A 23,587-nucleotide genomic window follows, 5' to 3' on the forward strand; every position below is an offset into this window, starting at 1 on the left:
AATAACTCAATATATACAACAGAGGAAGGTTGATACCATGGTATCAACCTTCCTCTATTTTTTATATTCAATATAATGCGTTGTAGCGGGAGCCTTTTCTGTCCCTTTCAAGAAATATTACAGAATCATATAATATATCGTCGAAACAGAAAAAGGGCCCCGAAGGACCCTTTTCGTAGGAGTTTATTCGTTTTCATGACCTTTGTGCCACCAAGTAATACCTTTTTGAGTTGGTAAAATAGCGCGGTCGAAGATTGGATCTTCAATACCTTTAGATTTTTGATTCATGTAATCTTTGAGTGCAATGGTTACTAATTTGCCTAAACGCAAGATAGAGGTAATATTGCAAAGCACTAAGAATGCCATAAACAAGTCAGCTAAGTTCCAAACAAGATTTAATTCAGCAATACAACCAACATAGACCATGATGATAACAAGAGCACGGAATAGGTTAATAGCGAATTTGTTATTTTTTGTCATGTGCGCAATATTCACTTCGCCGTAGAAATAGTTGCCGATAATGGAACTGTAGGCAAACATGAATACAAATAATGCGATGACTGCAGGAGCCCAAGAGCCTAATTGGTGTCCAATACTGTGTTGAACAAGGGCAATACCTGTTAGATCTGTGTGCACATATTCGCCAGATACAAGAACGATGAATGCAGAGGCAGTACATACAAACATGGTATCTACGAATACCCCAAGGGACATGATTAAACCTTGTTTTACAGGGTGGTTTACATCAGCAGAAGCAGATGCATTTGGTACAGAACCTTCGCCGGCCTCGTTGGAGAACAAGCCGCGTTTGATACCTTGCATCACAGCAGCACCGATGAAGCCGCCTGTCGCAGAATCAATAGTAAAAGCCTGTGTAAAGATAGCGGAAATCACATCTGGTAATACAGAAATATTAGAGATGACGATGTATAAGGCGATTAAGAAATATAAACCAGCCATAAAAGGCACTAAAAATTCAGCTGTTTGAGCGATACGTTTTGCACCACCGAAAATAACAAGAGCAGATAAAGCTGCTACGATAAGACCTGTTGTAGAGGCGTCGATATTCCATGGTTGCACAGCGATAGCAATGGTATTTGCTTGTACAGAGTTGTAGATTAAGCCGTATGTAACGCTGATTAAGATGGCAAATAAAATAGATAAGAACGGACTGTTCAAACCATGACGAATGTAATAGGATGGACCGCCACGGAAGGAGCCATCAGGTAAGCGCTCTTTGTAGATTTGTCCCAATGTGTTTTCGATGAAACTAGTAGCAGCGCCAAGTAGCGCGATAAACCACATCCAGAATACAGCCCCTGGACCACCTAAGGCAATAGCGATAGCGATACCAGCGATGTTACCAACACCCACGTGAGAGGCCACGCTAATACAGAATGCTTGGAATGGAGAAATGTGATGGTCACCTTTACTTTTTTCTCCTGCACCAGATTTTAAAATACGGAACATTTCTGGTAGTTGTCGTAATTGCACGAATCGTGTGGTTGCTGTAAACCAAACACCGGCAATGATGAGGAGAGCGATGATGATGTTATTCCAGAGGAATCCGTTTACATCGCCCAAGAGTTGAATGATTTGTTCTTGCATAAGGACATCCTTTCTTTTATATGGACATAGCATATTTTCTATAGTATATCATAGGAAGATAGGGAAATGATAGAAAGTTATAGGAATAGGAGAAAAATTGTAAAAAAATATCTATTCATACGGAGGAAAAGGTGTTACAATGAATCGATAAAAGAATGAAGTCGCTTAACTACATCCGAACCCATTCCGTACGGACTAGTTAGGCTAGCGGTTTTGATGACACGGATACTTGAAATGAACTCAAGTGATGTTTGGAAAGGGGATTGATACATGAAAACCACCGCTAAAAAAATGTCTGTATTCCAACTGACATCCATTGTGGCAGCCAATATGTTGGGTGCTGGAATTATTATGCTACCGTCTCAATTAGCACAGGTAGGCACCATTTCTATCCTATCTTGGATAATCACTGTACTAGGCTCCTTAACCTTAGCCTATATTTTTGCCCAATGTGGCTTATTTACGAAAAAGTCTGGTGGTCTAGGAGGCTATGTAGAATATGCCTTTGGTAGGACAGGACATTTTATGGCCAATTATTCTTATGCAGTATCTCTGGTCATTGCCAATGTAGCCATAGCTATATCTATCGTAGGGTATGGAGCTGTATTGTTTGATGTGCCGCTTTCACCATTAGAAGTAAGTTTAGCAACAATAGGATTGCTCATGGTGGCAGCTCTAGTCAATGTGCGTGGTAACAAGAGCACAGGACGGATTAGCAATATTACGATTTGGGGCACCATGTTGCCGGTCTTATTTATTGGCGTGTTTGGTTGGTTTTGGTTCGATCCAGAGATGTTTGTGTCTGTTTGGAATCCGCAAGAACTACCCGTATTTGATGCGGTCAGTCAGTCTATTTCCCTTACATTGTGGGGGTTTTTAGGTTTTGAATCGGCAGCAGCAAACGCAGATGCTGTGGAAAATCCTAAGAAAAATGTACCGATTGCGACATTTTTTGGCACTTTAGCCGTAGCTGTGGTGTATATTGTATCGACAAATATTATGGCAGGGATCATTCCTAATATTGAGTTAGTGAACTCCACTGCTCCATTTGGCCTTGTTTTTGCCTATATGTTTGATGGTACAGCAGGTAAAATCGTGATGGCGCTTATGGCAGTATCCTGCTTTGGGGCCATTATGGGGTGGCAATTTACTTTGAGCCGTGTGTTTAAAAGCTGTGCAGAAGCAGGTTTCTTTCCTAAAGTGTTTGCCCGGGTTAATCGCGTAGATTCTCCTGTACGGGGTATTTTTATTTTGTTGGCATTACAAGCTATTTTGGCTTTGATGACCACTGATGAAAGTTTAAATGAACAATTTGCACAACTTGTTAACCTAGCAGTTGTGACAAATGTATTTCCATATATTCTTTGTTGCGTGGCGGTGAACAAGATGCTATCTGTTGAAGGGGCTAGCGTCGGATTACGTCGTCTAATCTATGTGATGAGCGCCGTAGCTATTGCCTATGATAGTTATGCTATTTATGCATGTGGAGCAATTCCTGTACAAGGTGGGGCTTCCGTCATTTTATTTGGCTATGTAGCATACCAGGCAGCATTCCATTGGCGGCCTCGTCTAGTGAAAGCTATTGGTAAAAGCTCTGCTTATTAATAGCAACATACATAGTTTAAAAATGAAGATTTCATGAACTTTGATTTTCTTCATTTTTTCTTCATGAAGATTATTTACAATTGCACATATGATTAATTGTTACAGTATTAAATCTAAAACATTTAATACTGTAATTTTTAATTTAGGAATTATAAACAATTTTATTGATTATTTTATCGTGAAAAAGTAAAGGAAAAGAACATGTTAAAAACAACAGAAAAACAACAAACATTAAAAGCGGCAGTGTTGAGCGCTGTTATGGTTATGAGTGCTATTGGAATGAATGTAGCTGATGCTGCAGTGAATACGCCAGGTACAGGTGATGATAAAGGCATTGCGTATGGTGTTGGTGCCAATGCAAAAGGAATTCAGGCAATTGCTCTTGGTGTAAATGCCCAAAGTACAACTAATAATACAATTGCTATCGGTGAAAATGCCTATGCAGGGGACAAAGAGGGAGATGGTTCTGGTCAATCTGCCATCGCTATTGGTCGTGAAGCAAAAGCGTTAAAAAACCGAGGCGTAGCTATTGGTGATAGCTCTTCTGCAGACTGGTATGGTACAGCATTAGGTTCTCGCTCTGTAGCTGCGGCGAATAGCGTAGCTATCGGCGGTGGTAGCAATGGTTCTCACGCAGAAGCAAGTTTGAAAAACTCTGTAGCTTTAGGTACTTTTGCTAAAACAAAAGAAGGTGTTAACACAACGGAAGCTTCTGTTGAATCCAATGGAACAACATTAAAATTAACTGATTTTGCAGGTACTGTTACTAATGATGCTGGCAATAAAGTAAGTTATGTAGTTTCTGTTGGTGATGAAGGTAAAGAACGTCAAATTCAAAACGTAGCAGCAGGTCAAGTGACAGCTACATCTACAGATGCTGTTAATGGTAGCCAATTACATTCTGTAGCAGCAGCAGTGGCAAATATGGCTGGTTCTGTAAAAGACATCATTGGTGGTGATGCAACAGTAGATGAAACTGGTAAAATTACTGCTACTGATATTGGTGGAACAGGAAAAGCTACTCTTCATGAAGCTATTGAATCTGTAAAAAATACAGCCGATTCCTTGAAAACAGTATTAGGTGGCGAAACTGAAGTAGATAAAGATGGAGCTGTTACTGTTAAAGATCTTGGTGGTACAGGTAAAACAAATATTAATGATGCTTTAAAAGCTGTGAAAACAGAGGTAGGAAACATTGAATCTACTATTAATAAAAATTTAGAAGATATCAATACTAGCATTACAAATGTCAATAACAAAGTAGATAACATTAACCAAAACATGGGTTCCATGGAAAATCGTTTGAATTCTCGTATGGATAAAGCAGTAGCTGGTTCTGCAGCGTTAGCGGCATTACATCCATTAGAGTTTGATGGTAATGATACATGGAGTATCGCAGCTGGTTATGGTAACTACCATAGCGGTAATGCATTAGCTTTAGGTGCATTCTATCGTCCAAATGAAGATACTATGGTTAGCCTTGGCGGTACTGTAGGAAATGGTGAAAAATTATTTAATGTAGGGGTAAGCTTAAAAGTTGGTCAACGTGGACATATTCCTATGACTAAAGTAGCAATGGCAAAAGAAATTGATACATTAAAAGCTCAATTAGAAGCTCAAGATCAAAAAATTGCTATGCTTATGAATGCTATGGCTGCAAAATAATTAAATACATTTAAATAGTAAAAAAGAAAGTTGATATAAATTTATCGACTTTCTTTTTTTGTGAAAATTAATGTTGTATTTTGTTTTCTGATGAATCATAGAAAACCCTATATTCAAGGCTTTTGTGCCTTTGCGAAATGAATATTTTAAAACTTGATTTTAAATATCTAGTTATGCTATATTTGAAAAGCAATATACATAATAAAAGTATATGCTAGGTTTGTTGTGATCATGCATTATGCATTTCACATAATACTAATTATAGGTAAAGGACTGACACTTGTGTCAGTCCTTTCCTATTAGCATTATGTAACTCTAAAATTCAAAAATCTAAAAGCTAGTATGTATTGAATTTAACATTCTTTGATAGTTAATTCAGCTGTACAATGTGGACAGCGTGTTGCATCGTCAGCAATAGCTTCACGGCAATAGTCACATTTACGGATTTCCACCGGTGCTTCTGCAGGTGTAAATCGTTTAATTTGGCTGATGATAGCGAAAATACAAAAAGCAATGATAAGGAATTCAAAGACTGTATTTAAGAACATACCATAAGCCAAGACAGGGATACCAGCCGCTTTAGCTTCTGCTAAAGTCGCTGGAGCAGTACCAGTAGTTAAAGGGATGAATAGATTAGAAAAGTCCACTCCGCCTAATAATAATCCGATAGGAGGCATAACCACATCGTTTACTAAAGAAGTAACAATTTTACCGAAAGCGGCGCCAATGATAACGCCGACTGCTAAGTCTACTACATTGCCGCGCATGGCAAAGTCTTTAAAATCTTTCAAAAAGCTCATACTAATCTCCATTTCAAAATTCATACAATAAAAAGTATACCATACATTATAATAGAAATATATCGAAAAAGCTAGATGTAATCATGTACATGAAATAGTTGGATACACGACCTTGTATAGATTGTAAAAAAGCTGTCATACCGTTAGACGTTTAGGTCTAGGGATGACAGCTTTTGTATTAACGATGATGATCAACTTCTTGAATGTTTGCATAGTTCCGATATAATTCATTGGGTAATTTAGTAGTAATAATAGACGCCTTATCAATGGTGGCAAAAGTAACAGATGAAATGCGATCAAATTTAGATGGATCTGCTAAGACAAAGGCATTGTGACATTTATGTAATGCTTTTTCTTTCACAGCAGCATCGAGAGGATCTTCTGTGGTAAAGCCAGATTTATAACTTATACCATGAGCACCAAAGAAGCCTTGTGTAAAGTTATAGGAATCTAATTGATTAAGAGCTACACTACCGACAATAGATGATGAAATAGGATTTACAGTGCCACCTAATAAGATGACTTTCATATGCCGCGATGCTAAATGGGTAGCATGATGAATGCCATTAGTCACAAAGGTAGCATTGGTGTGCGGTACATAATGTAACACCATTTCAGTGGTACTACCAGCATCAATGAAGATAAAACCAGAGGAACTGATTAATTCAGAGGCAGCTAAGGCAATAGATTCTTTTGCATCGCGATACATAACGGATTTCGGGATTATATCTATATCCGTTGTGGTATGGTCAATGGTGAGGCTGGCAGCGCCACCGTGGACCTTTTGCAATAAACCTTTACTGTGGAGATAGGCTAAATCTCTGCGTATTGTAGGCGCTGAAGAAGATAAGGCTGTCACCAATTCGTGTACAGTGACCACCCGGTTTTGTTTCAAGCGTCGTAGAATCGCAGAATAACGTTCTTCAGGAAGCATAGTAAAATCACCTCCAATTTATGATTAACCTAATACTGCTTAGGAAAACGTACCTATTATTTTTCCTATATTCATGGTAATATAAATGGCAAATAAATTATAGTAGCCAATGATGGATTTCATCAAAATGTATAAAAGCAAAGGCTATATTTTGCGATAAATTAATAATCCGCTCTGTGCGGACAGGAATTGTATAATACAGATGAGGAGATATATATATGAAAATAACAAAAATGCACGGTTTAGGAAATGATTTTATCGTTTTTTTTGATGATGGTAACGTACCATTTGATGTGACGGACATGGCACAACGTCTATGTAATCGTCATACGGGTATCGGAGCAGATGGGCTTGTTATTGTAATACCTTCTAAGGTGGCAGATGTGCGTATGCGCATTATCAATTCTGATGGCAGTGAAGCTGAAATGTGTGGCAATGGCATTCGCTGTTTTGCGAAGTATGCCTACGACCGCAAGATCATTGATACAGAAGTGTTTACTGTAGAAACGTTGGCTGGTATTATGACGCCAACGATTATTGCTGAAAACGGTGTGGCTAAATTGGTGAAAGTCAACATGGGTAAACCTACATTTTCTGCGAAGGGCATTCCTATGGACATTGAATCAGACAAAGTTATAGACTATACTATTGATGTAGACGGCACATCCTATGTGGTGAGTTCTGTACTGTTAGGGGTGCCACATACAGAAGTATTTGTAGAGGATGTAACAGCAGTTCCATTGACAGTATTAGGACCAAAGATAGAAAAACATCCACTCTTCCCAAAAGGAACAAATGTGAACTTTGTACAAGTGGTGGACGAGAAAACTGTAAAAGTCCGTACTTGGGAGCGCGGTGCAGGGGCTACATTGGCTTGCGGTACAGGTTCTTGCTCTAGTGCTGTTATGGCTCATGAAAAAGGGTTAACTGGTCGATCTGTAGATGTGGAGTTATACCTAGGTGTTTTACATGTAGATTATGACGAAGATGGCACAGTATATATGACAGGACCTGCTACAGAAGTGTTTAGCTTGGAATTGGAGGATGTCACTTGCTAGATGGGGACTAGCAATACAATGTACTTCCAACACAAAAGAGGAAAGTTGATCAAGTGGAGTCAACTTTCCTCTTTTTGTATGAGTTATTATGAATTAGTTTTTAGCTGAACTTTCTTGCCAAACTTTTTCACAAATGCTGTCTGTGTCGTAGTATCTAATTTATCTACGGTTAGAATTAAGCCGTCTACATTCGGTGTTGGTGTGACAGCTAGGATGGTACCATGGGGCTCCAATTGACGATACAAGTAAGCGGCATCGGTTTGTAAATTATCAAAGTCACCTAAGCTATAAGTACCAGTAGTAATGATGTGATTATCTAAGAAGTGTTTGTCTTTAATATAGGCGGTTTCTGCAGTGATAGCTTTCACATCGCTAGAAGATGTAAAGGAAATGACTAATTTACCATCACGCCAGAACATAGCGCCACGATGGTGGAAGTCGTAATTCTCGCCAAATGTTTTCTTGATCAGAGCGCGTGCTGTTTCTTCCATTTGTTGTTGCTGAATTGTGTGCTGAATGGCAGTAGCTTCTTTAGAGAAAAGTAAACGATACGTAATTTCTGCAGCTTCACCACGAGTGATATATTTTTCTGGATTGAATAAGCCTTTTGTGCTGTAATTGATGAATCCCAATAAAGCTAGTTCACGTACTGATGATTGAGCCCAAGGAGCGATAAATTTCTGATCACTAAAGTGAATGGTATCGAGAGCTGTTGGGTCTTCAGTACGATATCCTTGGTAGTGTAAAAACTTATCAGCAACCACGGCAAACTCTTGGCGAGACATATATTGTTCTGGACGATACGTATTGTCACCATAACCGCTGATAATATTAGCTCTTGCTACACTTTCAATAGCTAGAGAAGACCAACGGTCGGAAGTGATGTCTGAAAATGAACTAGCTAACATAATAGATGGAGTATCTCCAATCATATTGCTAAATAAAGAGGCAGCTTCCTCACGAGATAGAGGGTCATTGGGTTTGAATGTGCCATTGCGATATCCACTCATTATACCTTCTTTTGTCATTTTAGTAATTGATTCATAAGCCCAAAAGTTACTAGGTACATCAGTAAATCGATATTTTTGTACTCGATCAAAGGTAGAAATCGTATTTGGTTGAGAATATGTAAATGTGTTAGGTGTGGTTACCATAGTGCTTGTAGATAGTGAGTTGCTAGTTTGTGCTTGTAATAATACTACAGGCAATGCAGTTAGCAATAGTGCAGAATAAATGCGTTTCATGGTGTGCCTCCGAATTAGGAAACTAAAAATGTTTTACTATATGTATCATACCATATTTGAAAGATTCACTCCATGCGAAAAGAGTGATATTTATCAATGAATTTACTATAGAAAAAATTGAATTATAGAGCGATGGTTATCTCTTTCATGAGTTTTGGTTATAGCACTAATTTTAAGTAGGAATTAGAGACTGAAAAGACATGTGTGTTTTAATAGAAGATTTGATATGTATTAAAATACATAAAAATTATACAATCCTTGATGCTATAAGGCTTGATGAGACTAGGGAAAACGTGTGATTTTTGCTACAAATGAGTTGGTTGATAATGACTAGCAAAATGGTATAAAAATGGCTTCTTGCTAATATTGCAAGTCTTTTGTAATTACAGAAAATTTACTATATAATAAAATTATCGGAAAACTATTTAGAATCTACCGTTCTAATAGTACATAGATGGAAAACGATTGTTGCATTTCGCCAATCAAGTGATAGTAGTTTACTTTAAAGTTGAGGATGTGAAAAAATGAAAATTCATTTATTTCAACAATGTTTGATTGATATGTTCTACCCTCATGTAGGCATGGCAGGTGTAAAGGTTCTTGAAAACCTTGGCTGCGAATTAACAGTTCCTAAAAAGCAAGTTTGCTGTGGTCAGATGTTTGTTAATTCTGGTTACAACGAAGCTGCAAAAGGAGCTATCAAAAATACAATTGAACAATTTGAGAATGCTGACTATGTAGTGAGCATGTCTGGCTCTTGTGCGTTCGCAATTCGCGATGAATATCATCATATTCTAAAAGATGAACCAGAATGGTTAGCACGAGCTGAAAGATTGAGCTCAAAAATTTATGAGTTCACACAATTTATCGTTGACGTGTTGGGAGTAACTGATGTGGGTGCTCGCTTTAATGATAAAGTGACATACCATAAATCTTGCCACGTAACACGTTTGATGGGAATCAAAGAACAACCTATGAAACTGTTAGCAGGCATTCAAGGTTTAGAATACTTACCATTGCATCGTGCAGAACGTTGCTGTGGATTTGGTGGTACTTTCACAGTAAAAAATCCTGAAATTTCCGCTGTTATGACACGAGAAAAAGCATTAAATATTGCTGATTCTGGTGCTAACATTGTAGCAGGTTCCGACATGGCTTGCTTGATGAATATTGAAGGTATGTTAGATCGACTTTACAAAGAAGGCGAAATTGATCGCCATATCCGCGTAATGCATATTGCGGAATTATTGAATAGTCGATAGGAGGAGTCACCATGAGTAATATTATGTACGATAAACGCCCGTTTAAGACACGCGTTAATGATGTGCTTGCTAATGACTTCAAAGTAAAAGCCATTCAAACAGCACAGGATGTGTTCTATGAAAAACGTAAAGCTGTAGTAGATCAAGTAGCTGAATGGGAAGAGTTCCGTAATGAATCTGCTGATTTGCGTGACCATGTATTGGCTAATTTGGATTACTATTTAAACCAATTTGCGGAAAATGCTGAAAAAGCTGGTGCTCATGTGCACTTTGCAGCTGATGATAAAGAAGCAACAGCAATTTGTATGGAAGTACTTCGTGCAAAAGAAGCAAAAATGGTTGTTAAATCTAAAACTATGGTTTCTGAAGAAATCGGATTAAACCATGAATTAATTGAAGCAGGCATCGAAGTAAACGAAACTGACTTGGCAGAATTTATTTTGCAAACAGCAGACTTCGATCCTCCATCTCATATCGTAGTACCTGCATTGCACTTTGAACGTAACCGTATTCGTGATACATTTGCGAAAAAATTAGGTTATGAAGGTACTGAAAATCCAGAAGAAATGACTCGTTTCGTACGTCGCTATATTCGCGATCGTTTCTTGCGTGCAGACGTAGGTTTCACTGGTTGTAACTTCGGTGTAGCTGAAACTGGTACTATTACTATCGTATCTAACGAAGGTAATGGTCGTATGGCAAGCTCCATGCCTAAAACGCAAATTGCATTGATGGGTATGGAACGTTTGGTGCCTGACTTCGCATCTTTGGATGTGATGATGGAAATGTTGATTCGTTCCTCTGTAGGCGCTAAAATTTCCAACTACTTCTCCATGATCACAGGTCCTGCTCGTGAAGGGGAAGCAGACGGTCCAGAAGAATTACACATCATCATCATTGATAACCGTCGTTCTGGTATTTTAGGCGGCGATTTTGAAGAAATGTTACGTTGTATCCGTTGTGGTGCATGTATGAACATTTGCCCTGTATATCGTCATATTACAGGTCATGGTTATGGCTCTATCTATCCAGGTCCAATGGGTGCTGTATTAACTCCACTATTGGTTGGTTATGAAGAAGCTGGCGATCTTCCTTACGCGTCCACATTGTGCGGCGAATGTTGGGAGCATTGCCCAGTTAAGATTCCATTGCATGAATTGTTATTGAAACATCGTCAAGTGATTGCTGATAAATTACAAATGCGTCCAGCTATTGAACGCAGCATCTTCCATACAGTGGCAGGTGTATTTGCGAACTCTTTCTTGTTCGATATGGGTACCAAAATGGGTGCTATCGGCATGAAATTAATGAGTAACAATGGCCATATGGCAGATTGGACAAAAGTATTACCAGTAGTTGGTGGCTGGGTGAAAGCAAAAGATATGGGCTTGCTCAAAATGAGTAAATTCCGTGATGAATATGCAAAACACGTAGCACAAAAGGGAAAGGAGAAATAAAATGGATCAAGCAAAAAAACAAGCCTTTTTAGGTCGCCTATCTCGTGCGTTAGGCCGTGACTCAATTCCTACGTCTGTAACTCCTTTTGATTTTTCAAAAGGACCTCAAGAGACGATGTATTCTGACCTTAGCCATGAGCAAGTAGTACAGATGTTTAAAACAGAAGCAGAACGCTTAGGTACTAAACTTATCGAAGTGGATGCTTCTCAAGTAGGTCAGGCATTAGTGGACGAAATTGTGGCTCGTGGTGGCGGTAGTGTTGTGTACCCTAAATCTGCAGAAGTAGAAACATATGGTTTAGAAGCTGCATTCCAACAATTAGGGGAAGACCAAGCTACATTCTATCAATGGGATGCTACGAAAGGTCGTGAAGCGAACATCAATGTGGCGAAGGATTCTAATATTGGTATTACATTCCCAATCTTGGGGATTGCAGAAACAGCAACAGTAATCCAACCAAGTACAGAAGAATCTGGTCGTTCCTTGGGCTTATTGCCTTTAACGCATATTTCTGTATTGCGTGAAGATACAATTCATCCACGTATGACACAAACGATGGCAGAATTAGCGAAAATCTATCGTAATGATCCAGCTAAGTTCCCTACAAATGTGGTTCATATTTCTGGTCCATCCAATACTGCAGATATCGAGTTAGTTCGTGTCGTTGGTGTACATGGTCCAATCAATGTAACATTCATCTTAGTTAAATAAGAGATATAGTTCATAAACAATTAGGATATAGGGTAGTTGATAGGTATATCAACTACCCTATATTTTTTGGCTCTAGAAGTTTTTTGTTACCTGTTGGTGACAGCAAGTGTTTCTATACTAAATATGGAGTTATCCGTGTCATAACAGATATCATATTTGACAAAAGACCTTTTTTTCGTATACTTAAAGATAATATATTTACAAGTTTAGTTTTATAGCTATCATAGAATGTAATTGTATGTGGGTTATCTATTATATACTGTGCGTTAGTTATTGCAACATAGTTATAGGAAAGGAATAATGTATGTTATTAGCAGAAGAAAAAGTTGCCACAGCCACAGCGGTAGGCACTGAAAAGGTAGCAGAGCATGTAGAGGAAAGTATTTCCTTTGTTAATCATGTGCAATCCTTATTACTGGAATATTTACCTAGTATTATTTTAGCCATCATCGTGTTGATTATAGGCCGCTATTTAGCTTTATTTGTAAGACGGTTGTCAGTACAATTGATGAGTCGCACTGGTTATGATCAAACCGTGCGCAGCTTTGCGTCTCAAATTATTTACTACACTATTTTGTCCGTAGTCGTGCTGTCAGCTTTGTCCTTAGTGGGATTTCCGACGAATAACTTCTTGGCAGCTTTTGGTGCCTTCGGTATCGCCATTGGTTTAGCGTTGCAAAATAACATGTCCAACTTAGCTTCGGGATTAATTATTTTGGCGTTCAAACCCTTTAAAGCAGGGGATTGGATTTCTGTGAATGGTGTGGAAGGCTCTGTGAAATCTATCCATTTAATTAACACCGCCATTGCGACGAAAGAAAATCGAATTGTCTTCATCCCGAACTCGGCTATTACATCCAATAACTTGATGAACAGCAACTATGAACCAACACGCTATATTACGTTTGTCTTTGGTATTAACTATAATGCGGATCATCATCGGGCCATTGAGATTATCAAAGAAATTCTTGCGAGCACAGGCAAGGTTCATAATATGGATACCTTAGAAATCGGTATCAAAGAATTTGGCGATAGTTCTGTGAACATTGTTGCCTATCCTTTAATTAACGCCAGTGATTTTAGAGAAGTCTATTATGGTGTTATGTCCGATGTGAAAGATCGTTTTGATGCAGAAGGCATCGATATTCCGTATCCTCAACGTGTGGTACACATGGCTAACTAATAGCCTAAGAGAATCCTATTCCGTACCCGCAAGATATAGGTGGGTACGGAATATCCAAGGGCAATGCTATTCCATGCCTATCATGTATAGTGCATATGGTAAATAATACACTAAGACGATGGCATACTTGTTTACGTCGATTCGTACTCAATGAAGAGGAGGCAATCCTATGAATGAAAATATATATGAGTCTATGAAAGCTGCTGTAGCAGAATTGGCTACGACAGCAAAACTGCAAGAAGGTAAACTACTTGTAGTAGGATGTTCCACTAGCGAAGTGAGAGGGGGACATATTGGCAAGGACTCCTCTCTCGATGTGGCGAAAGACTTGTGTAGAGCTCTGCTCGAAATACAACGTGAATATAGCTTTGATGTGGCTATTCAATGTTGTGAACATCTTAATCGGGCCTTGGTAATGGAACGTCACGCCGCAGAGGTTAGAGGCTATGAAGAAGTGAATGCTGTGCCTGTACAACATGCAGGTGGTTCTATGGCAACTACAGCCTATGCAATATGGTCGGATCCTGTGTTAGTGGAGCATGTAAAGGCTGATGCAGGTATCGACATTGGAGATACTTTTATTGGTATGCATCTAAAATATGTGGCAGTGCCTGTGCGACTAAGTATAAAAGAAATTGGAGCAGCTCATGTAACAGCAGCTCGTGTACGTCCTAAATTTGTAGGGGGAGATCGAGCGCAGTATAATGAAGCGTTAAAGTAAGAACTGTGAGGTAATTATGGAATTTTATACCTATGCTTATGTGGTGCAACGAGGAGAGTTTACATCTCTGTTGCAATACATTATGACATCTATTTTATTAGTAGCATTGCTAGTAGTAGGTGTAAAAGTTATGTATAATCGTTTTGATACTAAGTTCCGTGACTTGGGCATTATCATTGTATTGGGGCTTGTATTTTTATTAGGATTGCAAGTTAATGATTACACTCGTGATATTAATAGTGCAGAAGAATCGAGCTATATGGTGCAATTCTTAAATAATTTAAGTGAACGTGCAGATGTACCTAAGGATAAGATTCGCGTTAATACATTGCGCGTGCAAGATCGTATGATCGTCAATATTGAGGAAGCCTATTTTGAGGTGACTTTCACTATGAATAAGGATGGTTATTCTTTGCGACCTGTGGAGATGATTAATAGCAATCCTAAGGTGGTAGATGTGAAGAAGGATGGGCGATAATATGTTAACAGGATATACATTAGTATTTATTAAGCTAGCCCTTGGTATTTTAGCTCTCATTTTGCAAATGAACTTGATGGGTAAGGGAAATTTAGCGCCGAACTCGGCCTTAGATCAGGTACAAAACTATGTACTAGGTGGTATTATTGGTGCTGTTATCTACAGTGAAAGTATTGGTATCTTGCAATTCTTCCTAGTGTTGATTGCTTGGACCATCGTGGTCATGGGCTTGCGTTTTCTTAGCGCTCATGTGCGATGGATTAAAACGCTGATCGATGGACGTCCTAGCATTGTCATTGATCGCGGTAAGATTCGCGTTGGAGAGTGTTTGAAACGGGGCCTTCGTGGTAGTGATTTGCAGTTGAAACTTCGGAGCGCAGGGGTTACCCTTGTGAGTGATGTACGCCGTGCTGTGCTAGAACAAAATGGTCAATTAACGCTGGTCATGAATGGTGATGATATCATTCGCTACCCTGTTATTGTAGATGGCGTAGTAGATCCAGATATTCTAGACCTAGCCGATAAAGACATGGCTTGGTTGGAAGAAGAAGTGCGAGATCAAGGATATTCCATTAGGGATATCTATGTAGGAGAATACTTCAAAGGAGATTTAATCCTGCACCCCTATGAAGGGCATCGAGTATAGTCCCATTGTATGTTAGAATAGAATGGTGTATACTTGGAGCAGAAAGATATAAGAAGTTAGAGCATTCTTTCATAAACTCAAAAAAGGACGGTGGCAGCCGTCCTTTTTTCTTTCTATTTTCTACTCTTGTAATACTTCAGAATTGCATATGTCAAAAAATAACAATCAATCCTTGTAGAATAGGGACAAGAAAACTAGTACATATAAAGGGATACTTAAGAGATAATTATCAAATTAACTCTGTTATAATAATAGCATCTAATGTGTAGCACAATTTATGATGGATTAGGTATATACCCTTGAATAGGGATAGAAAAACATGTATAATGATAGGGTAATAGCATTGGAATATGACAGTTCTATGGGGCTTGTGCAAGGAGAGCCTGTGAACCATGTCAGGCCTTGATTGGAGCAGCATTAAGCGGTCACTCTCTTGTGCCACGAGGAAACCTATAGGGCTGTCAGATTCGAGTGCTATGGTAAAGCAGCTAGCTTAGCTGCTTTTTTTCATATCTTAAGGGAAAGGAGGGGCTATGAGTTATTTAGCGTTATATAGACGATGGAGACCGAAACAGTTTACAGATGTTGTGGGTCAACATCATGTGTCGGATACATTACAACGAGCTATTCGTGAAGATAAAGTGGCCCATGCCTATTTATTTGCTGGTCCTAGAGGTACGGGCAAAACGAGTATGGCAAAAATATTTGCGCGCGCTATTAACTGTGAACAGGGACCTACAGATACACCTTGTGGTCAGTGTGAATCGTGCCAGCAAATGTTACAAGGACAAGCCTTGGATGTGATCGAAATTGATGCGGCTTCCAATCGAGGTATTGATGAAGTGCGTGCCTTGCGGGAACAGGTGAACTTTTTGCCTGTAGTAGGTCATAAAAAAGTATTTATCATTGATGAAGCACACATGCTCACCAATGAAGCATGGAATGCCTTGTTGAAAACTATCGAGGAACCGCCAAGTCATGTGATGTTCATTTTTGCCACAACAGAATCGGAGAAATTACCGGTTACTATTTTATCTCGTTGTCAGCGTTATACATTCCGCCGTATCACAGCAAAAGATATTACAGCCCATTTATTGCATGTGGCGAAGGAAAGTAATATCTCTCTTGATCCTGCGGCAGCACAAGTGATTGCAGTCCATGCAGATGGTGGTTTACGTGATGCCTTGAGTATTTTGGATCAATGTTCTGGTATGACCTCGGAAATGATTACAGCTCCTCTAGTAGAGACTATGATTGGCTTAGTGAGCAAATCTTGGGTCCTCGATATGGTAGATATATTGAAATCCGGTAATGGAGCAGCTTTACTGCAAGCTGTAGATGAAGCGCTACAAATGGGGCGTGATGCTCGCCAAATTGTAACGGCCTTAGTAGAACATCTGCGAGCTATGATTGTGGCGAAAGTATTACCTGAGGCAGAAGAGTTATTGGCTTATGATACGCATAGAGAACGCTTATTAGGACAGACGAATGAGTTATCTATGGAGGAAATCGGACGCTATATCAATGTATTACAAACGGTGCAAAATAACGCAAAGCAAGTAGATAACCCTAGGGTCATTGTAGAAATGGGATTGCTTTCACTATTACAATTAGGTGGAGGTACCTACCAAACCTTGGAAGGTCGCATGACGACGATGGAACAATTTGTGAATCGTCAAGAAGATGCATTGCTCCAAAAACTAAATGAGTGGGCGGAACAACGACCTGTAGTTGCCAGCTCTGTAGTAGAACCTGCACCACCTGTGGCGGATACGGATGTATATGATGGTGTCTTGGAGGATATTCCTCATCCAGTAGAGGATGAGGTGTTGTTGCCACCTGTCTCACCAGTGAGAGCTAGAACTGTAAAAGCAACATCCCCGTTACCACCGCCTCGTGTAGCTAAAGTGGCCGATTCTGTTGGTAAAAGCTCCTTGCCACCACCATTACCGAAGAAAGCATCTCCATCGGTAAAGCCTAAAACGGCGATATTTGACACGGCGCAAGAGCTAACTGTAGGACAGGGGATGGTCAGTCCTCATGAATATAGCACGATTTTAGCAAACGTGATAAAATGGTTGAGAGGCAAGAACTATGGATTGCTAAATACGATCTATCAGCAAGGAACCTTGGTGTACTTAGATCAAGAGCAAGCTATCTTGGTGTTTCCTACACCAATTGCAGGGCCTATTCTGGTGCAACCGCAACATGTAGAATGTGGGAAGAAAGCGTTTCAACAAGTGATAGGACGGCCGATTGTGGTGAAAGCCATCGATAAGAAGGACCCTAAACTGCAGGTATACTTAGAGGCAGCAAAATCCTTTGGAGGGGCTTCACAACAAAGCGGACAGTCGCAGGTACAACCAAGGGTAACGACTCCTGTGGTGAAAGGTACTAAAGAAGCTGAAGGGATAGGACGACCAATTGTTGCGGCGCAAGAAACGACCCCGGTGACAGCTGATGAGGAGATGCCAACTGTATCTGTAGAAACGTCGAGGCCTGATAGCGGAAAACCTACTTATGTAGGGACAAACACCACTTCAAAGGTAGGCGCCGGTAGCGACCCTACCAATGTAGATGGCATTATTGATGATTTTCTCACAGTCTATGAGAATCCAGAGGAAGTATTAAACCCCTACTATCAAGAAATGGGGAAAGGCATGCTTTCAGAAGAAGACATAGACGAGATACGAACATTGCCGAAATGGTCTTCAGCCGAGGCCAGTGATGAAGAAAAACAAGAAACTCTACTCTATGATGCTTTACAACACATGGAGGCTAGCGGGTATGATATTTATGTGAAAGAAGTAGACGATTTGTCTAAGTAATGAAGGAGGTTCACTATGTTTGGTGGCGGTAATATGCAAGGTATGTTGAAAAAAGTTCAAAAAATGCAAAAGGATATGGAAAAAGCACAAGAAGAAATTAAAAACACCGTGGTAGAAGCATCTATCGGTGGTGGTGCCGTATCTGTAACAATGAATGGAGAACAAGAAGTATTGTCCATTAAAATTGCTCCTGCTGCAGTAGATCCAGAAGATGTGGAAGCATTAGAAGATTTAATCTTAGCAGCTGTGAATGAAGCGAACCGTAAAGCAAAAGAAGTGGCAGAGAAAAAATTAGGGGCTGTCACAGGAAACTTGAAACTTCCTGGAATGCCAGGTATGTTCTAATATGACAAATCCTTTAGAACGATTAGTAGAAGAGTTGCGTCGCCTACCAGGGGTGGGGGCTAAATCGGCTAGACGATTAGCATACCATCTCATTGAGGCAGATGCAGAAGATGTACAACGCTTGGTAGAAACCATCCTTGCAGCGAAAGAAGCCACACATAGATGTTCCCAATGCTTTAATTTATCTGCTCAAGATCCTTGTGAATTTTGTGCGAGCTCTAAAAGGGACAGATCGATGATTTGTGTGGTGGAAACATCCCGTGATGTCATCGCCATCGAACGTAGTGGTGACTATAAAGGGTTATACCATGTGTTGGAAGGGGCTTTGTCCCCTATTGATGGGGTAGGCGTAGAAGACATCCGCTTGAAAGAGCTCATGTTGCGCCTTCAAGATAATACAGTGCAAGAGGTTATCATCGCCACAGATCCTGATGTAGAAGGGGAAGCAACGGCTCTATACATTGCTCGATTATTGCAACCTACGGGGATTAAGGTCACTCGTATTGCCCGTGGTATTCCTGTAGGCGGGGATATTGAATACGCTGATGAGGTGACCTTGAGCGGTGCTGTATTACATCGTCAAGAAATGAGGTAATGATGGATTACATATTACAAGCTGTAGTAGCTGTTGTTGTAGCTTGGATGATTATTAAGGTAGCATGGTTTACTATCAAACGGGTAGCAACCAATGTCTTTTTAGGTATGATTACCTATGCAGTGATTACAGAAGTATTCCATATTCCCTTGGATATGAATATTATGTTGTGGGCACTAACAGCCGTGTTAGGGCCTATACCAGTGCTAGGATTAGCGTACTTTCATTGGTAAAATAAGGAGCAACTATGCAATCAAATACTGTGGTACTTAATGACATTCAACAACAAGTTGTACAGGAATTAGATAGAAATATTGTATTGCTAGCTTCTGCAGGAACGGGAAAAACAAATACATTGTCCTATCGGGTGGCACATATCTTGGAAACGGGACGTGCCACTGGGGATCAAATTTTGTGTTTAACATTTACGAATAAAGCGTGTCGTGAAATGAAAGAACGCATGATTGCGATTGTAGGACAAGAGGCACAAGCTGTGAAAGTATCTACATTTCACAGCTTTTGTTATACCATTTTGCAAGAAGAAGCAAAATTACAAGAAGATTTGTTTAAAGAATTTCTCATCTTTGACGAAGAAGATGTAGAGGAATTGTTGAGTGAATGTTTGCCGAATCTTGTGAAAGCCTATAGTGAAGAGCAAGGTCTTATGGCACTCAAAATACATGCCAAAACGATTCGTGAGGTTATCAGCGAAGTGAAAGAGCATCGATCGAAGTATCAATATTATTCTGCTAATATACAAGAGGATTACGCACGGACAATCAAGCGTATGCAACGGGAACAGTCCGTTTGGTATAGCATCATGTCAGAAGATACTGCCAAATTTTTAGAAGAAAAAGGGCTACAAGTATTGATGGAATACGAATGGCGATTACGTTCATTGAATGGACTAGATTTTGCAGATTTAATTACGAGGGTACACCAAATCTTTCAGCGCCCTGAGGTAGCTAATCGTTGGCGTCAGCGCTATTCCTATATTGCAGTAGATGAAATGCAAGACACTAGCGAGTTAGAATATGAAGTGATGAACACCATGTGGAAGGGTAACCATATCTTGCTCTGTGGGGATTACTTTCAAACTATTTATGAATGGCGTGGTTCTAATCCGATTACATTAATCGATCGGTATCGCAGAGAGTATAACCCCATAGAATTAGTGTTTGATACAAACTATCGGTCTAATCAGATGCTGTTTAAGGGAGCTTTTTCCATGTTGAAAGATATGTTCCCTCAGCGGGTGCGAGAGTTGTATCAAAAAGAACCGAAAGCGATAGCCACACAGCAAGGTGAGCCTATTTCGATATATGCTGCTGCAGATGCTCAGGATGAGGCTAGGTATATATTTCAATCTATTCAACAGCTGAGAACTGGCGAAGAGATGCCCCCTGTAGGAATTTTGGTGCGCACCAATAAACAAGCCGTACGATTAAGTGAACAATTTAAACGATGTAATCGACAATTGCCAGAAAAGATGCAACTAAAATTTATTTTGGCAGATGAATTAAAATTTTTCCGACGGTTAGAAATTAAGGATGTATTGGCATTTTTTAAATGCTTAGTGAACCCTTGGGATTTGATGAGTACAAAACGGATCATTCGAACTTTTGTCAAAGGAGTTGGTGATAAGCGCATAGAGGAATTAGAAAGCACAGCAGTGAGAAAAACTGGGTTGCGGATCACCGATTTTATGAGCACAAATATCTTTACACGAGAGCCTTATGAGCAATTAGAAAAAGGGCTAGTGACTAAAGATATCATTGTATTTGATGTGGAAACGACAGGTGTAAATATACTGGAAGATCGCATTGTGCAGATGGCAGCTATCCGCATCGATGAAGAAGGCAATACCATTGATACCTTCGAACGATTTATCAATCCCGGCGTGCCTGTAGGGGATTCAGAATTAGTCCATGGCTTTAGTGATGCGCACTTACAAAAGGTTGGTGGTGATGCACGAACTGTACTGGAAGCATTCAGACAGTTTGCTGATGGGTCCATGATTGTCGGTCATAATGTGCAGTACGATATGAGCATATTAGAGCAAGAGTGTAGCCGACATGGTGTAGCTATGCCAAGGGTACAAGCCATCTATGATACCTTAGATATATACCGTCGGTTCTATCCAAATTTGCCGAACCATAAACTAGAATTTTTAAGTGGATACTTTCCCATTGATCATCAGTCTACTCATAATGCCATGGACGATATTATAGCGACGGGTAAATTATTGGTGTATGCAATGAAAGAAAATATCCTTCCTACGAAAGCACAGCGTATGGCATTTATAAATAAATATAGAGATACATTTGCCAATATTGCTGCCTCTATGGATACTTTACGAAGTAAGTGGACTACGAGTAAACCTACAGAAATTCTTGTCTATATTATGAATGATATGGGCCTAGTGGAACACTATCAGAAGAAAGTAAAAGAAGATCCCACTGGGGAACGTAGATTAACTAGTATTCGCGAACTATACCGCATCATGAAAGAGTTAGAAGCGGAACATCCACACTATGTAGGCCGTGATGGTGTGAAAGAGATATTAGAAATGTCTGCTCTTCACTCGGGAGAGGGCATGTTCCGACGAAAAGGAGACAGTCGTATCCCCATCATTACGGTCCATCAAGCCAAAGGCAGTGAATTTGAAAATGTCTTTATTGCTAGTGCACATGATGGGGGACTTCCGTTCTACTTTGCCGTTAAAGATGGTAAATTAGAAGAAGAAAAACGTATTTTCTATGTGGCGTTAACCCGTGCTAAGAAACACTTGACCATTACCTATGCAAAGGTTAATGCAAATGGGTATTGGCAACAACCAAGTCGATTCTTATCGTCCATTCCAGAAGAATTTATAAAGCGGTTGGGCTCATCATAAAGATATGGGAATTTGTAGGGAATAACTACCCCAATGTTTTCAATCTATGCTATAATAAAGTGTAAATAGTGTACGTTAGGCGCCTATTTACGAAGGTAATACTAATAATGGAAGAACTTTCAGAGCGATGACTTAATGTAGTCATTACGATAGAAAGTTCTATGATGTAATGGAGGCAATTCATATGGGAACCAATGTAGCAACAAGTATGGTAATTGGCACACAATGGGGCGATGAAGGTAAAGGTAAAATCGTTGATTATTTATCTGAACGCGCTGATGTGGTAGTACGTAGCCAAGGTGGTAATAATGCAGGTCATACAGTAGTCGTAGATGGTAAATCTTTCGCATTGCGTTTATTGCCTAGCGGTATTCTTTACGATGATAAAATGAATATCATTGGTACTGGTGTCGTTGTGGACCCTAAGGTATTGTTGGAAGAAATTGCAAACCTTGAAAAAGAAGGTAAAAGTGCAAAATCTTTATATATTTCTGACCGTGCTCACGTGATTTTACCGTATCATAATCGTTTAGATGAAGCGGAAGAATCTGTGAAAGGCGATGCTAAAATCGGTACTACAAAAAATGGTATTGGTCCATGCTATGCAGATAAAGTAAATCGTATTGGCATTCGCATTTGCGATTTAATGGATCCAGTTGTATTTGAGAAGAAACTTAAATTCAACGTAGAATTGAAAAATAAAATGTTAACAGCCGTATATGGTTTTGAGCCAGTTAACTTTGAAGAAATTTTAAAAGATTATTTAGGCTATGCAGAACAATTACGTCCATTTGTAAAAGATACAAACTTTGCCGTGATTGATGCTATCAAATCTGGTAAAAAAGTATTGTTTGAAGGGGCCCAAGCAACGATGCTTGACCTTGATCATGGTACATATCCATTCGTAACTAGCTCTCATCCAGTAGCAGGCGGTGCGTCTGTGGGCGCTGGTGTAGGTCCTAACTACTTAAAAAATATCTTTGGCGTAGTAAAAGCATACTCTACTCGTGTTGGTGAAGGGCCATTCCCTTCTGAACTATTAGATGAAACTGGTGAATACCTTCGTAAAACAGGCCATGAGTTCGGTACTGTTACAGGTCGTTCTCGTCGTTGTGGTTGGTTAGATTTATCCGTTGTGACTTATGGTGCAGCATTGAATAGCTTGGATTATTTGGCAATCACTCGCCTTGATATCTTAGATGGTTTGGATGAAGTGAAAATTTGTGTAGGTTATACTCGCAATGGTGAGCCTGTACAAGGATTCCCTGCTAGCTTAGATGTATTAGCAGAATGTGAACCAGTATACGAAACATTCCCAGGTTGGAAAACAGATATTTCCGGTATCCGCAAGTATGAAGAATTACCAGAAGCAGCACGTCGTTATGTCGAACGCATTGCAGAAGTAACTGGCGTACAAGTAGGTATCGTTTCTGTAGGTCCTGGTCGTGATCAAACGATTGACTTAGTGAATGTATTTGCTTAATCGCAATGTACCATGTAGAGACCCATTTTGGGTCTCTATTTTATTTATGGCAGATTGATGTGTATTT

20 protein-coding genes and 1 other RNA gene are annotated in these 23,587 nt (G+C 39.6%); 17 read left to right on the forward strand and 4 right to left on the reverse strand.

What is annotated here, in order from left to right:
* Window positions 1-183 precede the first annotated feature (183 nt).
* A complete protein-coding gene (locus EO114_RS04155; RefSeq protein ID WP_127061712.1) occupies window positions 184-1,608 on the reverse strand; it encodes a sodium:alanine symporter family protein in 1,425 nt (474 codons plus the stop codon).
* Between the two features lie 270 nt (window positions 1,609-1,878).
* Between EO114_RS04155 and potE the strand changes: the two genes are divergently transcribed.
* Complete coding sequence (gene potE / locus EO114_RS04160; RefSeq protein WP_009353207.1) at window positions 1,879-3,213, forward strand: putrescine-ornithine antiporter; 1,335 nt, start codon at window positions 1,879-1,881, stop codon at window positions 3,211-3,213.
* A gap of 201 nt (window positions 3,214-3,414) precedes the next feature.
* Window positions 3,415-4,878, forward strand: a complete 1,464-nt coding sequence (locus tag EO114_RS04165) for a YadA-like family protein (RefSeq protein ID WP_127061714.1) — start codon at window positions 3,415-3,417, stop codon at window positions 4,876-4,878.
* A gap of 353 nt (window positions 4,879-5,231) precedes the next feature.
* Here EO114_RS04165 and mscL read toward each other — a convergent pair whose 3' ends face one another.
* Together mscL and EO114_RS04175 are read right to left on the reverse strand one after the other, a co-directional pair.
* Window positions 5,232-5,678 carry a large-conductance mechanosensitive channel protein MscL gene (gene mscL, locus EO114_RS04170; protein ID WP_009353215.1) on the reverse strand — a complete coding sequence of 149 codons (447 nt, stop codon included), beginning with the start codon at window positions 5,676-5,678 and terminating at the stop codon, window positions 5,232-5,234.
* Between the two features lie 178 nt (window positions 5,679-5,856).
* On the reverse strand, window positions 5,857-6,612 hold the full coding sequence (locus EO114_RS04175) for a DeoR/GlpR family DNA-binding transcription regulator (protein ID WP_009353154.1): 756 nt from the start codon (window positions 6,610-6,612) through the stop codon (window positions 5,857-5,859).
* 218 nt (window positions 6,613-6,830) lie between these two features.
* Here EO114_RS04175 and dapF point away from each other — a divergent pair, with 218 nt between their 5' ends.
* Complete coding sequence (gene dapF, locus EO114_RS04180) at window positions 6,831-7,670, forward strand: diaminopimelate epimerase (protein ID WP_127061716.1); 840 nt, start codon at window positions 6,831-6,833, stop codon at window positions 7,668-7,670.
* An 86-nt stretch (window positions 7,671-7,756) separates the two neighbouring features.
* Here dapF and EO114_RS04185 read toward each other — a convergent pair whose 3' ends face one another.
* A complete protein-coding gene (locus EO114_RS04185; RefSeq protein WP_127061718.1) occupies window positions 7,757-8,914 on the reverse strand; it encodes an S-layer homology domain-containing protein in 1,158 nt (385 codons plus the stop codon).
* 524 nt (window positions 8,915-9,438) lie between these two features.
* Between EO114_RS04185 and EO114_RS04190 the strand changes: the two genes are divergently transcribed.
* The 14 genes from EO114_RS04190 (at window position 9,439) to EO114_RS04255 (ending at window position 23,520) form a co-directional block, all read left to right on the forward strand.
* Window positions 9,439-10,176 (forward strand): (Fe-S)-binding protein, encoded by a 738-nt coding sequence (locus tag EO114_RS04190; protein WP_009353202.1) that lies wholly within the window; start codon window positions 9,439-9,441, stop codon window positions 10,174-10,176.
* 11 nt (window positions 10,177-10,187) lie between these two features.
* The gene (locus EO114_RS04195) at window positions 10,188-11,633 is read left to right on the forward strand and encodes a LutB/LldF family L-lactate oxidation iron-sulfur protein (protein WP_127061720.1); all 1,446 of its coding nucleotides are present in this window, start codon (window positions 10,188-10,190) and stop codon (window positions 11,631-11,633) included.
* A gap of 1 nt (window position 11,634) precedes the next feature.
* Window positions 11,635-12,345 carry a lactate utilization protein C gene (locus EO114_RS04200; protein ID WP_009353186.1) on the forward strand — a complete coding sequence of 237 codons (711 nt, stop codon included), beginning with the start codon at window positions 11,635-11,637 and terminating at the stop codon, window positions 12,343-12,345.
* A 304-nt stretch (window positions 12,346-12,649) separates the two neighbouring features.
* A complete protein-coding gene (locus tag EO114_RS04205; protein ID WP_009353199.1) occupies window positions 12,650-13,528 on the forward strand; it encodes a mechanosensitive ion channel family protein in 879 nt (292 codons plus the stop codon).
* Window positions 13,529-13,697: 169 nt separating this feature from the next.
* Complete coding sequence (locus EO114_RS04210) at window positions 13,698-14,249, forward strand: TIGR01440 family protein (RefSeq protein ID WP_127061722.1); 552 nt, start codon at window positions 13,698-13,700, stop codon at window positions 14,247-14,249.
* Between the two features lie 16 nt (window positions 14,250-14,265).
* A complete protein-coding gene (locus EO114_RS04215) occupies window positions 14,266-14,727 on the forward strand; it encodes a DUF3290 family protein (protein ID WP_009353185.1) in 462 nt (153 codons plus the stop codon).
* Between the two features lies 1 nt (window position 14,728).
* Window positions 14,729-15,373: a DUF421 domain-containing protein gene (locus tag EO114_RS04220; RefSeq protein WP_062403522.1), complete on the forward strand. Its 645-nt coding sequence runs from the start codon at window positions 14,729-14,731 to the stop codon at window positions 15,371-15,373.
* Window positions 15,374-15,710: 337 nt separating this feature from the next.
* An RNA gene (ffs, locus tag EO114_RS04225) (signal recognition particle sRNA large type) lies at window positions 15,711-15,851 on the forward strand.
* Window positions 15,852-15,906: 55 nt separating this feature from the next.
* Window positions 15,907-18,201, forward strand: a complete 2,295-nt coding sequence (gene dnaX, locus EO114_RS04230; RefSeq protein ID WP_127061724.1) for a DNA polymerase III subunit gamma/tau — start codon at window positions 15,907-15,909, stop codon at window positions 18,199-18,201.
* A 15-nt stretch (window positions 18,202-18,216) separates the two neighbouring features.
* A complete protein-coding gene (locus EO114_RS04235; protein WP_009353175.1) occupies window positions 18,217-18,546 on the forward strand; it encodes a YbaB/EbfC family nucleoid-associated protein in 330 nt (109 codons plus the stop codon).
* 1 nt (window position 18,547) lies between these two features.
* A complete protein-coding gene (recR, locus tag EO114_RS04240; protein WP_009353178.1) occupies window positions 18,548-19,141 on the forward strand; it encodes a recombination mediator RecR in 594 nt (197 codons plus the stop codon).
* The gene (locus tag EO114_RS04245; protein ID WP_370447305.1) at window positions 19,141-19,374 is read left to right on the forward strand and encodes a hypothetical protein; all 234 of its coding nucleotides are present in this window, start codon (window positions 19,141-19,143) and stop codon (window positions 19,372-19,374) included. The genes recR and EO114_RS04245 overlap by 1 nt, the downstream gene beginning before the upstream one ends.
* 14 nt (window positions 19,375-19,388) lie before the next feature.
* Entirely contained in the window at window positions 19,389-22,037 is a 2,649-nt protein-coding gene (locus EO114_RS04250) for a 3'-5' exonuclease (protein WP_127061726.1), read from the forward strand.
* Between the two features lie 184 nt (window positions 22,038-22,221).
* On the forward strand, window positions 22,222-23,520 hold the full coding sequence (locus EO114_RS04255) for an adenylosuccinate synthase (protein ID WP_127061728.1): 1,299 nt from the start codon (window positions 22,222-22,224) through the stop codon (window positions 23,518-23,520).
* Window positions 23,521-23,587 lie beyond the last annotated feature (67 nt).

It is taken from the genome of Veillonella sp. 3627 (genome assembly GCF_003992195.1).
Classification (GTDB): Bacteria; Bacillota; Negativicutes; order Veillonellales; family Veillonellaceae; genus F0422.